The 15087-nt window shown below is 64.6% G+C and carries 11 protein-coding genes; 5 read left to right on the plus strand and 6 right to left on the minus strand.

Annotated elements, in window-relative coordinates:
* Positions 1–50: 50 nt before the first annotated feature.
* Entirely contained in the window at positions 51–1001 is a 951-nt protein-coding gene (locus P12x_RS04865) for a 6-phosphogluconolactonase (protein WP_435009725.1), read from the plus strand.
* Positions 1002–1077: 76 nt separating this feature from the next.
* On the opposite strand, the gene P12x_RS04870 is transcribed toward P12x_RS04865, so the two are convergent.
* The 5 genes from P12x_RS04870 to P12x_RS04890 form a co-directional block, all read right to left on the minus strand.
* A complete protein-coding gene (locus P12x_RS04870; protein ID WP_435009726.1) occupies positions 1078–2979 on the minus strand; it encodes a redoxin family protein in 1902 nt (633 codons plus the stop codon).
* Between the two features lie 358 nt (positions 2980–3337).
* Complete coding sequence (locus P12x_RS04875) at positions 3338–4540, minus strand: Calx-beta domain-containing protein (protein ID WP_435009727.1); 1203 nt, start codon at positions 4538–4540, stop codon at positions 3338–3340.
* Positions 4541–4604: 64 nt separating this feature from the next.
* Complete coding sequence (locus P12x_RS04880) at positions 4605–5906, minus strand: DUF4347 domain-containing protein (protein ID WP_435009728.1); 1302 nt, start codon at positions 5904–5906, stop codon at positions 4605–4607.
* 391 nt (positions 5907–6297) lie between these two features.
* A complete protein-coding gene (locus tag P12x_RS04885) occupies positions 6298–7920 on the minus strand; it encodes an OprO/OprP family phosphate-selective porin (protein ID WP_435009729.1) in 1623 nt (540 codons plus the stop codon).
* Positions 7921–8090: 170 nt separating this feature from the next.
* Complete coding sequence (locus P12x_RS04890) at positions 8091–8948, minus strand: ZIP family metal transporter (protein ID WP_435009730.1); 858 nt, start codon at positions 8946–8948, stop codon at positions 8091–8093.
* Positions 8949–9107: 159 nt separating this feature from the next.
* Here P12x_RS04890 and P12x_RS04895 point away from each other — a divergent pair, with 159 nt between their 5' ends.
* Complete coding sequence (locus tag P12x_RS04895; RefSeq protein WP_435009731.1) at positions 9108–9395, plus strand: 4a-hydroxytetrahydrobiopterin dehydratase; 288 nt, start codon at positions 9108–9110, stop codon at positions 9393–9395.
* A gap of 72 nt (positions 9396–9467) precedes the next feature.
* Here P12x_RS04895 and P12x_RS04900 read toward each other — a convergent pair whose 3' ends face one another.
* Entirely contained in the window at positions 9468–9659 is a 192-nt protein-coding gene (locus tag P12x_RS04900) for a small basic protein (protein ID WP_435009732.1), read from the minus strand.
* Between the two features lie 283 nt (positions 9660–9942).
* Between P12x_RS04900 and P12x_RS04905 the strand changes: the two genes are divergently transcribed.
* The 3 genes from P12x_RS04905 (at position 9943) to pdxH (ending at position 15082) form a co-directional block, all read left to right on the plus strand.
* The gene (locus tag P12x_RS04905; RefSeq protein WP_435009733.1) at positions 9943–13101 is read left to right on the plus strand and encodes a sigma-70 family RNA polymerase sigma factor; all 3159 of its coding nucleotides are present in this window, start codon (positions 9943–9945) and stop codon (positions 13099–13101) included.
* A gap of 28 nt (positions 13102–13129) precedes the next feature.
* Entirely contained in the window at positions 13130–14350 is a 1221-nt protein-coding gene (locus tag P12x_RS04910) for a carboxypeptidase regulatory-like domain-containing protein (RefSeq protein ID WP_435009735.1), read from the plus strand.
* 93 nt (positions 14351–14443) lie between these two features.
* Positions 14444–15082 (plus strand): pyridoxamine 5'-phosphate oxidase, encoded by a 639-nt coding sequence (gene pdxH, locus P12x_RS04915; RefSeq protein WP_435009736.1) that lies wholly within the window; start codon positions 14444–14446, stop codon positions 15080–15082.
* Positions 15083–15087 lie beyond the last annotated feature (5 nt).

Here is a 15087-nt window from a genome sequence, read left to right on the forward strand (position 1 = left end):
GATGTCGAGATTGCTGGACCAGGTTTTCCTCCGAGGGGCAGAACACGACCATGGATTTGCTGACGACCATCGACGGCTCGATGATGGATGGGTTTTTACCGAGGGGCTGGGATCTTCGGAAGATCGACGCCTGCTGCGCGAATCCTCCCCAAACAATCGGTGAGCGGCAATCCTGGTGGAATCCCCGATTCGAGCCGGTGGCCTGCCGGTCGGTCGAGGATTTCGACGTGATGCTGGGCCACGAGATCGCCCTGACGATCAAGCGGACCCGGGATGAAGGGCGCGAGGCGGCCATGATCCTGCCGGTCGGCCCGATGGGGATGTATCGCTGGGCCGTCTACTTCCTCCGCGAGTGGGGCGTCCGCTGCGACCACGTTCACGGCTTCAACATGGACGAGTGGAGCGACCGGGATGGCAACACCCTGCCCGCCGACAACCCCGGCGCATTCTCCAAGGCGATGGAAGGGGCCTTCTACGGGCCGCTCGGGGCGCTCACCGTGCCGGAAGATCGTCGGTGGTACGCCACCAAGGATCGGCTCCCCCACTACGGCGAGAAGATCGCCGAGATGAAGGCGGCCGGGGCCGAGCTGATCGTGATCTTCGGGATCGGCCGGGTCTGCCACATCGCCTTCTGGGAGCCCCACTTCGCCGGCGAATATGCCAAGCTCGACGCCTGGAAGACCCAGACCCACCGGATCGGGGCGAGGCTCCACCCGCTGACCATCGAGCAGAACGCCCTGACCAGCTTCAAGAGCCGGACCACCCTGGTCCCGGCCTTCGCCAATACGATCGGGCCGGGCCTGTTCCTCCAGGCCGACCGAATCATCGGGGGGGCCGACGGGATCCTCGGCCGGGGGATGCAATGGCAAGGGGCCAGCCTCTGGATGACCCTGAGGTACGGCCCCGACCCCTGGGTCCCCAGCTCCTTCATGCCGACACTGCCGGGAAGGCTCTTCTACCTGAAGGAACTGGCAGGCCCCCTGGAACCCGAGATGAATTGAAGGCGAGTGGCTAGTGTGGAAAGCAGCTAGTGGCTAGTCGTTGAAGCTTATACCACTAGCCACTAGCCACGAACTCTTACTCGCCTTGCTCGGTCTTCTTCCGCTTGGCCTCTTCACGCATCTTCTTGTAATTCTCCTCGTCGTCCCGACGCTGTTGCCGGAAGATCTCGCCGAGGTCGTCCTTCTCTCCGGGTTTGGTCAGGTCCTGGTCTTTCTTCACGACGGCCAGGAAGCCGATGCACATCTCGTCGGTGGTGGCCTCGCCCCATCGGACTTCGTGATCGGTCGTGTTGTCGTAGTGGGCCCGGACCTTCAGGATCGAGCCCTTGGGGAGGTCGATCGGTTCCTTGAAGTAGTAGGAGTTCTGCCAGTTGAAGTCCCAGTCGCCGATCTTGATCAGGTCCTGGCTGTGGCCGTCCGGGAAGGTGACGGTCATGGTCATGTCACGCCCCAGGACGTGCATGTGCGGGGTGACGGCCAGGGCGGTGACGTCGATCGGGACTTCCCAGCCGAAGTGTTCGGTCCCCTTGTATCCGGCCTCGACCAGTTGATTCAAGGAGCCGGGATTGAGCTTCATGGTCGGGTTGAGGGCGGCATTCCAGTGCATGATCTGCTTGATCGGCTTCTTGGAGAAATAGATGCCGATTCGGGTCCGGTCGGTCTCGGGCTTGCCGCTGGGGTGGTAGTGGACCTGCATGACCACGTCGGACTTGCTCGGCAGGCTCCGACCGATCCCCTCGGGCAGGAAGGAGGCCTCCATGCCGGGGGCCCATCCGCCGAGGTCGCCATGGATCTCGACGCCCGGGCCGGAGAAGCACGAGTAGCCCAGGCCGGGGTCGGCCTCATCTTTCCTGCGGCCCTCGCCCGTCGTGTCGACGTAGGCCAGGACGTGGTGGACCACCTTCCGGTTGCCGGGTCGATAGTCGATCGCCGAGATGTAACGGTCTTCGGGCAGGTTGGTCGGGAGCACGAAACATCGGTAGATGTCGCCGCCGTCGGCCGGGATGGCGAAGTCCTCGGTGGCTTCGACGATCAGGTCGGGGGTGCCCAGTTTCCAGTCGTCCGAGTAAGCGGGCGGCGTCGGCATCCGGGCCGGATCCCCCTGAGGGGCCCCGGCGTCGGCCCAGGCCGTCACGATGTCGATCTCGTCGTCGGTCAGCGCCTTGGAATGTTGCAGGGCCGGCCCCACCCCGGGCGTGGGCTTCCAGGGGGGCATCCGACGGTCGGCGATCAGGGCGGCGACGTCGTCTGCCCGCTTTGCGACCTGCTCGTAACTGACCAGCGAGAACGGCCCGACCTGGCCGGGCCGGTGGCATTCCAGGCAGTTCTGCTGGATGATCGGCGCGACGTCTCGGGCGAAGGTCGGCTTGGCCGGCGATTCCGGCTGGATCGGGACCGGGCATCCGATCGCCTCGACGTGGGCGGCGGCCACCTCGCGGCCGGCCAGGACCGCGTCCACGGCGTCGCGAAGTTCGTTGGTCCTGGGATTGGCATTTCGCTTGCCCCGTTCGGCGTACATATCATTGATCCGCCCCCGGTAGCGGACCTTGCCGTCGGAGTCGATGACGAACGCCTCGGGGGTGAACTCGGCCCCGAATCGGGCGGTGATCACGCCGTCGCGATCGGACACGACGGGGAATTTCAGTCGATACTCCCGGGCATGCCCGGAGATATCGGAGGCCGGGACGTCGGGGTCGACGCAGATGCCGACCATCGAGAAGGAGGAGGAAGGATGAGACTCGGCCAGGGAGTTCAGGGTGGGGCTATACTCGTTCGATATCGGGCACTCGGTCGAATAAAACACGACGACGGTCGCGCCTCCTGTTGGAGGTGTGAGCGAGATCAACTGGCCGTCGACGGATCGAACATCGCGAGCGGCGGGACTTTTCGAGGTTTCGCGACCCGGCGCCGGATGAGCCAGGAAGGCCAGGGTCAGGGGAATAGCCCAGCACATCGTGAACGAGGATTTCGCGGGCATGGAACGGGGTCCTCGGGAGGAGAGGCCACGAAAGAAGTTCGCGGCCAGAACTCTCGCGACGAGAGGACGACGCAGTTCAAGAGCACCCCGAGTTTTACCCGGGACCGACCACGACGGCCATGTTGACCTCGAAGCGACCCGAGCGATTATAGCGAATCGACCGAGATTTTCCCGATCGATTTCATGGCGAAGCTCTCTTGGGTTTTGGGAAAAGCTCACCGACACATGAACGTGACGAAACGGTGGACAATCGACCTCAGTTCCAGTTGGAGATGGCGTCCTTCCATCGAAGGACGCCATCTCCGGTCGGCGAGTCGAAACAAAGCCGGATCGAGGACTCCATCTGAGGTGGGCTCGATCAGCCCGGTAAAGATCCCTCGAGCGCCGGGACGGAAGCCCGGTCGGAGGGCTTCACTCGCGGATTCAAATCTCGGATCGAGTTGGGCACCGTGCTCGGGCTGATCGGCATGTAGATTCCGGAAAACTTCTTCGAGTCGCCTTGGATCAGAGACGACCAGGCCCTAGTTCCCGATCCGATCCCGGGACCAAGGATGGTCGGTTTGAGCTTCGCCGTCGCCAGGGGTACGGTCGAGGTGGACTCGGCCGAAACACCGGGTATTGGCGAGGGAGGTCCCTGGATCGCGAGCGATCGAGCCACCGAACGGCTTCCGGAGGACGATACGATTCGGATGGCGTCGGCGGAGACGAGCCCGTTGGCGTCGGCTCCGAGGACGACCCGCAAGGTCGATCCGGTGATGGCGAAGGAGCCCAGGCTCTGGAACGTCTGGCCTCCGACGGTGGTGCCGGTGGGGGCGAGGGACTGGTTGACCCGGACGGTGGCCAGGAGGGTGTTGCCGTCGTAGATCCGGTAGGGTGCGTTGGTGGCGCGATTGGTGGCGGCTCCCCAGGTGACCTGGACGTCGTAGGAGCCGGGGGTCAGGGCCGTCGCGGTCCACATCGCGGTCTGGGCGGAGGTCCCCGCGGCGTGGTATCGGGTGGACCCGCCGTAGCCGCCGGCCACGCCGCTGGTGGCCCATCCGGTGCCAGCCTCGACATAGCCGGGCGACCCGCCGTCGTTGTCCACGATCGGGAGGGGCTGCTGGGTCGAGTCATCATCGAAGATGATCAGGGTCGCCGTCGGGGTGGTGCCGATCGTGGCACCCCCTGTTGGGGTGCTGAGTGTGAGATTGACCGTCTCGGTCAGCTCGGCCGAGGAGTCTCCCAGGATGAGAATGATGAAGGTCTTGGTCGTCTCGCCATTGCTGAAATATAAGGTCCCCGAGGTGGTGATGTAGTCGCTCCCCGCGTTGGCCGAGCCGTCCGAGGTCGCGTACTTGACCGAGACCGTCCCGTCGTCCCCACCGGTCCGGTTGACGGTGATGGTCGCAATTCCCGCCGACTCGTTAACTGTGTAGGACGAGCTGCTGAGCTGAAAGGCCCCCGGCTTCGCGGTGGTCGGCGGATTGATGCTCAGGCTGTACTTGGCGATCCCGCGGCCCGCGACAGCGGGAACGATCGCGGCATAGTAGGTCCCCGCCGGGACGCCCGACAGGTTGACCACCTGAGGGCTCGTGCTGCTGGGGCTATCCACCGATTTGCCGATCAGGGTTGTCCCGTCGACACCATTAAAGATAGAGATCGAGGTCGACCAACGATGTGTCGAAGTTGATGCTCACCGAGTTGCCGGAGACGCCGTTGAAACCGGTCTGGAATTTGAACCAATCCGCGTTATCCACCAGGGCCAGATTGGAGATCGTCAGGGCCGAGGTCCGAAGCCCAAGATTCGGCGAGTTGGCCGCGCCTTCCGGCCGGGCGACGGTGATGTTCTTTGTGTCGTTGTCCTCGTAGGCGTCGTCGCTTGCTGCCGTTGGGGCCGTCACCGTGAGGGTATAGGAACCGATGCCCGTGGGGTGACAGGCGGCGGTGGAGTGGGCGATTACCTTGATGTAGTAGGTCCCGGCAACCTGGCCGCTGAGCGAGATCGAGGCGTCGTTGAATCCGTAGTAGTCGTTGTCTCCCGCGTCCCTATCGACCAGGGTGGTGCCGTTGGCGCGGTAGACGTAGAGGTCGACGTCGCCCTGGTGGTAGTCGAAGCTGAGCGAGACGTAGTCGTCGGTGGTGGCGACGCCGGCGGTCTGGAACTTGTACCAGTCGGCAGTATCATTCAGGGCCAGTCCAGGGATCGAGACCAGTCCCGAGATCGGGCCGAGGTTGGGCGAGTTTGCGGCTCCAGCGGTCCTTGCGTCTACGATGGCCTTGGAATCGTTGTCCTCGTATAGGTCGTCGAGCTTGAGGTTGGCGATACTTTCGAGGGCGGTGTTGGAGAGGAGCTTGCTGGCCGAGTGACCGGGGTTGGTGGAATATTCCCAGGTGAAGTCGCCGAGGGAACCGCTTCCGACAGGATTCGTGCTCGCATAGACGTCGGCTCCGGTGAGGGCCGCGATCTGGTTGATGAGGGCCTTTCCATCGGGCCCGGCGGCGACGGAGCAGGAATAGAGGTCGAACCGGGCGTCGTCGGTGAGCAGGCCACGGAGCAGGCTAAGCGAAGTGCCGTCACTGGTCAGAGTGCTCAGGCTCCACGAGTCGCCCCCGCCGATCGAGACTCGGGCTTCAGAACCGTGGGAGACGAGGCCGAGTTCCTCGATCTTGGCCCCTCCGTGGGAGGCGGAGAGCGATTCCAGGAGGGACACCAGGCCGGCGGTGTCCGTGGTCCGTCCGTCGTAGGTCAGGGCGATCACGCCGGGATCGGCGGCTTGGGCCACCTGATCGGCCTGGACGACGGACGTATTGATCAGGGCCACTCGCAACGGAGTCGCGGCCGGAGTTGCCGATGCAGGCAGCGGCATGACGAACTGGGGGGCGAGGCCGACTCGCGTGAGCAAGGTTCGACTCTCCAGGCATTCGGCCTGGACTGACAGCCGGGCCATCGATCGGCGATCGGCCTCACGCCTCGCTTTCGTCCTCTGACGTGCCGAGGATGCTCCAAGGGACGAGTTCTTATCCTTCCGAATCAAATCGAAGGGTGCCTGGCTCATGGTGGCTCGCTCAGTTCGGTGGTTTTGTTCGTGTCGGGTCGCCTTCGACCTCCCTTCTGGTATAACTCGAGCGCCTTACATCATTTTCCCGACGGATAGCATCCCGACGCTTTCGACCCCGGTCACTCCACCATGCCGGCCAACCTGGATGAGGTCGAACCGTGCCCTATCTTTTGAAATCAGATGGATTTATGTGAATCGGCTTCTCGGCTTTCGAAACTGGCCCGGGGCCGATCCTCGACCCCTGGCCTCTCGATCATCGGATTCACTCGGGAGCCTTCGACTAGAAGTAGAGCTGGAAGCGGAAGAGGAAGAGGTCGCTCGTCTTCTGCAGCGAGTCCGTGTTGTAGAGGACCGGGTTCCCGAAGACCGCGTGCTCCCAGTCGAAGCGGAACAGGACGAACTGGTTCAGCGACCAGTTGACCCCGAAGTCGGCCGTGTAGAGGTTGTTGGTCCAGAGGTTGGGGTCGGCCAGTCCGGCGTCAAAGATATTCCGGGTCATGTTCATCGAGTTGAACCGCGTCGTCAACTCGATGGCACCCAGGCCAAACCGACCCGGTCGGAGGTCGAAATCGTTGAGCGGCTTGACGACGTTCCGTCCGCTGACGGTCTCTCCCGTGATGAAGTAACCGGCCTGGACGTAGAAGCTATCGACCCCGACGCGGTTATGAGAGGCCAGGGAGTTCGCCAGTGCGTAGTCCTGATAGCCGCTCTGCCACTCGGCGATCAGCGAGAGATGTTGGTAATACCAGGCCGCATGGAGGTCCCAGAAGGCTCGAGGTCCGGACTCGCGGACATTCGAGTTGAAGGATAGGAAGGGGACGCCGGCGACCGAGTTGCCCGCGGTCGGGACGATCGTCCGGAGGGTCTGGGGCAAGGGAGGATTGGTCTGGGTCCCAGCCTGGACCGAGCCGCCGAAGTTGAAGTTCTCCAGGAGCGATCCCTCGTCCTGGGCGAATGGCCGCCAGTTGACGAAGGCCAGCACATTCTTGGCGTCGCTGAGGTCCACGAACGAATTCCTGGCCCCATTGAACATGCCGACTGCATAGTCGAGCGGGGCCGTCTTCGCGAACAGTCGGCCCCACGCCTGCACGCCGAGCGATCGGTTCAGGGCGAAGTTATTGAAGAAGAGCGATCGTTCCGGCTGGACCAGGCCCTGGATCGGCAAGGCGTAGAATTCGTAGGTGAAGGGCGTCTTGTAGCGGCCTACCTTGAACTGGAGTCGATCGTCATAGTGGATGTTCAGGAAGACATCCAGCATCGAGATCGCGTCGAAGCCGTTCTGGAACGAGATGAAATATTCGAATGGCTTGGTGATCCGGCCACTGAGCATCCACCATTGTCGAGGGAAGGCGAACGTGTCGTGGGTGGGGGACTGGTTGGCCTGTTGGTAGAACCGTCCATCGAACTGGGTCAGGTTGTGCCACTGGGCGACGAATTCCTCGTCGGCCGTCTTGAACTCGAAGCCCGGGCCGAATTTCCCGGTCAGCGGGAAGTTGACCGAGGTCGAAGGCATATCGAACCGGACCGAAGGGGCCGGGTTGGCGGGGGTACCCTGCCCGGGAGCCAAGGGGCCTGTGGCGTTGGGAAAATTCGGGGTTTTAAGCGCGGACGGGGCGGGTGCGGCCGCCGAAGGGGGTGCGGCACCCTGGTTCAACTGGGCCGCCATCTTCTGCACCATCTGTTCAAGGTGCTGGATGCGCTCCTCGAGCGCCGCCTCACGAGCGGTCGGTGCGGTGGTGGGTTTTTCGATCGGGGCCGGAGCTTCTCCAGTGATCTCGGGGGGGAGAGAGGGAGGAGGGACCGGGGGCGACTGCCCTTGGCTCGCGGTAGTTCCCGAGGCGATCAGCAAGCCGCAAAACAGGAGATTCTTGCTCCATGCCCCGGATCTGGACGCTTTACTCATCGCGGACGCATCCCCATCGCCAGAGGCTACACACAATCCTGTGTGTTGTTCGTTTTCGCCCCCGAAGCTAGGGAGACTATCGTCTCGGGAAGAGCATCGGATTGACCGAAATGCCGAAAGCGGGGGTGATTCGCGATGTGCTGATAGAAGCGGTCGCGAGTTGTGCGGGCTTAATCGACCTCGAACTGGCCGGCGGCGGCCATCAGGGCCACTCCCGCCAGCAATGCGGCGGATAGTTTCCAGCGGTCGTGCGCGTGAAATTGGAGTTCGGGCAGGAGATCGCTCAGCGCGATGCAGAGGAAGGTCCCCGCTGAGAACGCCAGGGTGTTCGACGTGACCATCGCCGCCGAGGCATTCCCCAGGAGGCTCAGCCCCACCCAGAAGATCAGGGCTCCCAGGGGGATCATCATCGAGAATCCCAGGTTGACCAGATGGGTGCGGAACCGAGGGACGCCAGCCCGGAGCATCAAGCTGACGATGGTCAGGGCATCGGCCGGCTTGTGGACGAGGGTGGCGATGAAGACCCCCAGGGCATTGGCCCCCAACCCGCGATCGGCACGGACGGCGCCGGCCAGTGCGACCCCCCCGGTCAGGGTGTGCAAGGCCAGGCCGAACGCGGCCGCACCCCAGTGGAGGGACGTCCCCTTGGTGGGCGAGCCCGGCCCAACCGGCGCCTCGGGGTCGACCACGCCCGCCGCATGCCCCCGCCCGTGCGTATGCTCGTGAGGGTGCGTCGGGCAGGGCTCGGCCGGGTCGGCCGGGGCCTCGTGGTGGTGGAACGCGAAGAACCGTTCCAGGAAGAAGAGCGCGAGCAAACCGCCCGCCGTCCAGTTCAAGGCGCTCACCGAGCCCTGATTCACGGCCTCGGGCATCATGTGAAAGAATGCGGCGCCCAGCATGGTCCCGGCGGCGAAGCTCAAATAGAGCTGGAGGCGGGTGTGAGTCAGGACGGTTGCCAGGGGCAAGAGGCCGCCAAGCAGGCTGACCGCCACGACGGCCATGCAGAGGACGGCGAGCACGGCAGTCATCGCGAAACCTCGATCCGGGCGTGATTCCTGGCGGAGGCCGGGCCCTTGTCCTTGTAGCTCCGGCCCGATCGCGAAATAATCAGATGGGAGCTGGTGGCCGGGTTCGACCCTCGTCCGAGCCCATCGAATCAACCCCGAGCGAACTGCACGAGGTCTCTCATGGCCAAGTTGAACGAACCCGAGATCGTCAGCCGGATGACGGCGGTGAAAGATTGGGAACGGCTGGGCGACATGCTGGTCCGCTCCTGGCAATTCCCGTCGTTCCGCCGCGCCCTGGAGTTCGTCAATCGGGTAGCAACCCTGGCCGAGTCTCTCGACTATTATCCGGATATCATCCTAAGCTTCCGGACGGTCCGGCTCGAACTTTCAACTCACGCCGTGGGCGGACTGACCGACCAGGATTTCGCCTTCGCGGCCGAGATTAACGCGATACCAACGGACCGTTAGGCCGGGACGGACCTGAATCCGCCCGGCCCTTCTTAGTTCCACCGACTCGCGAGGTCGATCGGATCGGCCGACTTAGCCGACCCGCTTCGGCCCGGATTGCCCGGGCGCCAGGCGGCGATACTTCGTCTTGGGAAGGTTGTAGACACCCTTGCTGGGGGTCCACTTCTCGTCTTCCTGGAGCAGGGCCATCCGCTCGGGCCGGGTCAAAACGTTCCGGGCGCGGGTCAGGCCGCCCCCCTTCTTCAAGCTCTTGTCGATCGACATCGCCCGGACTCCCTCAGGGCCGAAGGCTCACCGGACCACCGGGAGCCTCTCCCCTTTGATTCGCAACGACCGGCCGGACACCCTTCCGCGGGCTGTCTCGGACCGATCAGAGACCCACTATCGTAGCGGCCGATGCTCGAACAAGCAAGCTCGGTCCTCGAAGTGATTTGGACGGATCGCCCGATCACCAGCTTCTGAAATAAATCGGGATCTGGCGTGGTGATTCTGGTCTCTTACTGGATGTGGGCGGGTGGAAGAGCTTCTCGGGGTCGAGGGTCGGATCATGTCGAGAGGCCATTCCGGGAGCCGTCATCTCGGCCAGATCCGGACGCTCTTCGAGGTGGGATTCCTGGGGAACCTGCCGGACGAGCAGTTGCTCGATCGGTTCCAGTCCGGCGAGGCCAGGCTGGCGGAGCTGGCGTTTGCCACCTTGATCGAACGCCACGGGCCGATGGTTCTGGGGGTCTGCCGTCGAGTCCTGGCCGATTCGCAACTGGCCGAGGATGCCTTCCAGGCGACGTTCCTGGTACTCGCCCGACGCGCCGGTTCGGTCCGGGATCGCTCGGCACTGGGCGCCTGGCTGCATCGGGTCTCCCGCCGGATCGCGACTCGATCGAAGGTCCGGTCCGATCGCCGGAAGGCCCGGGAGCGGCCGGGCTCCGTGGAGGTCGCCGTGGATTATCCCAATCGCGTCGAGCTTGGCGAGATCCGGTCGGTCATCGACGAGGAGATCGACCGCCTGAACCACTCCCAGCGGATGCCCCTGGTCCTCTGCTGCCTGGAGGGCCTCTCGCACGAGGAAGCCTCGGCGCGCCTGGACTGGCCGGTTGGGACGGTCAAGAGCCGGCTGGCCCGGGGTCGTCGGACCTTGCAGGCTCGCCTGATCCGCCGGGGGGTCGCGCCCGCCTCGGCGGTCGGGGCCGCCATCCAGTCGAATCTCGCCGGTGCCGAGGCTGCGGTCGCGGTCTCCTCATCCCTGGTCGAGGGCACATCGAGAATCATCGCCGCGTCGGTGGTAGCGGGTCGGTTGACGACCGGGGTGGTCCCGGCCGCCGTCGCGGCCCTGGTCCGTGAGGAGGTGGGTTCCATGATCGTCGCCAAGCTCAAGTACCTCGCAATATTTGGCCTGGCCGCGGTCGGCTCGGCTGCCGCAGTCGGTTTCACTCTCGCCGGTCCTCCGACCTCTCCGAAGCCTGCGGTCCCAGCCGTGGTCTCGGCCCCCGCCCAACCCGACAGTGACGACGCGAAGTCGGACGCCCCCGGCTTCAAACTGTCTGCCACGGGCCGGGTCGTCGACCCCGAGGGACGACCGATCCCCGGAGCCAGGGTCATCCTGAAAGAACGGGCCCAGGACCGGTTGAACGAACTGACTCCCGAGCGGCAGCAAGCTGCTGATACGGCCGGGGTGATCAAAGACACCCTGGCCGAGACTCGTTCCGATGCCGAAGGGCGTTTTCAATTCCGGGAGGTGCCCGCCCCGGCCTTCTCGAAACAGGAGGGCGCCGGGAAGACCTATTTCCCCTGGGATGTCGTGGCCCTGGCACCGGGTCGCGGTCTGGCCTGGGAGCCGCTGACTCTCCAGGCCCAGCGATCACCAATCACGCTCAAGCTGGGCGAGGAAGGGATCATCCGAGGGCGGGTGGTCGAGCCGGGAGGCCGGCCGGTGGTGGGTGCCAGGATTCTGGTCAATGGAATCGATCCGCTCGGGAAGCCCGACGTCAATGGGGTCTCGGTGGACAACCGACTCAACCTGAACTGGTCGGCATTCCCGATCGGTGCCACGACCGACGCCGACGGGAGATTCGCCATCAATGGCATCCCTCGCGATCGCGTGGCCTCGCTGGTCGTCAGCATACCGTTCCACGAGAGAGTTTTCGCCTACGCGGCGACGACCGACGATCCCCAGGCCGATGCGATCGGCAAGACCTATGCGTCCGGCAAGATGATCGAGCATCGCCGGCCGGTCCATACCGGAGATTTCACGATCACGGCCCGCAGGACCGACCACATCCTGATCGGTCGGGTCGTCTTCGAAGCCGACGGCAAGCCGGCCGCGAAGGCGAACGTTCTGAGAGGCATGAACAGGCTGAAGACCGACGAGGACGGGCGATTCCGGATCGAGGGCCTTCCCGCCGGCAAGATGGAACTCCACGTCAACGCCGACGGCTCCGACGCAGCCCCGTTCGATGGTGTGATCACCGTCCCCGAGGGCCCCGCCGAATTCGAGCACGAAATCGTCCTACCCAGAGGGTTGATTCTCAAGGGCCGAGTCGCGGACGGAAAGACGGGGGCCGGGGTCGAGAAGGTGCTCGTCTACTACGTCCCCAAATATGAGGCGGATCAGATCCCGACCCTCTTTCTCCTCTCCGAAACGACCGACGCCGACGGCCGATTCCGGATGGTCGTCCCCCCCGGCCGGGGGACGCTCGATCTTCGGACGATCCCCCAGGAATTCGCCCAGCCGGAGCGGCGATCTACCGGACAGCCGGCCGACCCGAAGTTCTCCGCCGAAATCGACGGGAAGGGAGGCCAGGAGATCGAGGTCGCCGAGTTCAAGCTCGATCGAGGCGGGGTCGTCACTCTCCGGGTCATCGATCCCCAGGGCCGGCCCGTTCCCGATGCCCAGGTCGACATCCGCGACGCGAATCGAGGTTTCAACCAGAAACCGGGCCGGACCGACTCCGACGGACGATTCCAGGTCATCGGCCTGGAGTCCGGGAAGGAGACGGTGGTGGATATCCTCGCCGAGCCGTTGAAGCTCGGCGCCACGATCGAGGTCACCGATGCGGGGCCGATCTCAGGCAGTCCGGAGGTCCGTCTGCAACCCCTGGTCAAGATCTCCGGCCGGGTCCTCGACGAGGAAGGCAAGCCGCTCGGGGGCTCTCAGGTTCAACTCTACCGCGATGTGAGCTATCCGGGGCAGAGCGGTCGATCCTTCGGCACTCGGGTCGCCATCCTTGACGAGATCGGCGGAGACGGTTCCTACACCTTCGAGACGGCGATCCCCGGGGCGACCTACAACACGCACGTCGAGGCGAAGGGGCACGCGACGGCAACTAGCAATCATGTGTCGATCAAGCCCGGTGAATCGGTCGTGCTCGACGAATTCCGCCTGCCCACGCTCGATCAGGAGGTGAAGGGGGTCGTCCTCGACACGCGAGGCCAGCCGGTCGCCGGGATCTCGGTCGGGTATCAGCGGAACGACCGAACGCAGGCGATGTATGCGCCCCAAGGGGCCACCTGGTTCCAGGACACCGACCTTCTCGGGCGGTTCCACCTGAATCAACTGCCTCGCGGTCCGATCCGCCTCCAGGTGTATCGCCATCCCGAAGGGCCGGATCGATCGATCCGTGGCATGCAATATGTCGACGTCCAGCCCGGCCAGGATGAGGTCCGCGTCGAGCTTCGCGATCGCAATGACCGGCTTCGCGGGATTGATTGACCCAGGCACCCGTCAAGGAGACCCGCCCATGAATGCCCCGCTCCTGTCCCTGATCCTGATCGCCGCGATCGCGGATCGGCCCGACCTCGAAGGCCGGGTCCTCAGCGACGCCGGCCAACCCGTCGTCGGCGCACACGTCCTGATCGACTCGGCCGGCGTCCGCCAGGGGACCAGCCCGCTCTGCCCTTCGTGCTACCCCGACTGCGTCAAGTCGGCCACGACCGACGGTGAGGGGAAGTTCCGGATCGCCTCGGTCGACCCCGATCTGACCTTCAACGTCCTGGTGGTCGCCGATGGTTATCGCCCGACCTTCGCGATGAAGGCCGACCCCAGGAAGCCTCCGGTGGAGGTTTCACTCGCCCCCTTCGACCCCTCGAAGTTCGACCCGAAATGTATCCTCCGGGGAGTCGTCCTCGACCCCGAGGGCAAGCCCATGGTCGGGGCCAAGGTGACCCCGAAAGGGTTCAGTACCGCGGCCTTTTCGGGCTTCTCCCCGGACTACTTCGACCCGGTGGCCGTCACGAACCTGCGCGGGGAGTTCGTGCTGACTTCCAAGTCGCCGATCAATTCGGCCGACCTGAAGGTCGAGGGGAACGCGGTGGCTCCCCGGATCATCCCGGGCCGCAAGCCCGAGCGGAACCCCCAGGAACTCAAGATGACCCGAGGGGCGACCCTCTCCGGGCGACTGGTCCGCGACGGCAAGCCCGTCCCGGGCGTCATGGTTGGCCTGGTCCAGGCGAGCCGAAACAGCGACTCGTTCCTCGGCGAGACCTCGATCGGGACGGGACCCGATGGCCGGTTCGAGTTCCTCAACGTTCACCCCGACGAGGACTATTTCGTCTACGGTGTGATGGGGTCGTTCCAGGATAATCAGGCGGTGCCAGCCCGCTCGGTCCACATCGGCGGGGAAGACGCCGAGACCGACCTCGGCGACCTCACGGTCGTCCAGGGGCACCGGGTCCGAGGGCGTGTCCTGCTTTCCGACAGCAAGGCAATTCCCCCCGGAACCCGGCTGATGCTGAGCCGCGAGGATGCCTGGGATTTCCAGCGGGTCGAACTCGATCCCGAGGGCCAGTTCGAGATATCCGGTCTCCCGACCGAGCGTTACTCGCTCAGCGTCTTCCTCAAGGGGTATCGGTTTTCTGAGAAGAACCACAGCATCGACCCGCAGAATCCCAGGGAGTTTGTTGGGACGATCGACCAGGACATCGACTCGCTCAAGATCCTGATGGACCCCGGGGCGAATTGATCGCGAAGGCGAAGGGATTGGCGGTTTGGTAAACTCGGACCATCCGGCCGGGATCGCCCCCCGGCCCGTTCCGATCCGGGAGTCCTCCGAGCCATGCCGTCGATCCACGATCGTCACGATTACGAACAGTCCAGCCTCGACGAGTCGTCGGTCGACCGCGACCCGATCCGCCAGTTCCACCTCTGGTTCGAGCAGGCCACCGCCGCCGGGATCGCCGAGCCCCATGCCATGACCGTGGCCACGGCGACCCCCGAGGGCCGGCCCTCCGCCCGAATCGTCCTGATGAGAGGGTTCGACGAGCGCGGGTTCACCTTCTTCACGAACTATCAGAGCCGGAAGGGGGCCGAGATCGCGGCCAACCCGCTGGCGTCGATGGTCTTCTTCTGGCAGTCGATGGAGCGTCAGGTCCGGATCGAGGGGACAGTGATCCGGGCCACCGAGGCCGAGTCGGACGACTATTTCCGGAGCCGACCGACCGGCTCGAAGCTGGGGGCCTGGGTCTCGAACCAGAGCGGGGTTGTGCCCAGTCGCGCTTTTCTGGAATCGGATCTGGAGGCGATCCAGGCCCGGTTCCCCGACGGCGAGATCCCTCGGCCCACTCACTGGGGGGGATATCGAGTCGTGCCCGCATCGATCGAGTTCTGGCAAGGGCGGAGGAGCCGACTCCACGACCGGGTCATCTACCGGAAGACGGCCGAAGGGGGATGGAAGATCGAGCGGCTCGCGCCCTGAAGTCG

Source organism: Tundrisphaera lichenicola, assembly GCF_051175385.1.
In the GTDB taxonomy this organism is placed as follows: domain Bacteria; phylum Planctomycetota; class Planctomycetia; order Isosphaerales; family Isosphaeraceae; genus Tundrisphaera; species Tundrisphaera lichenicola.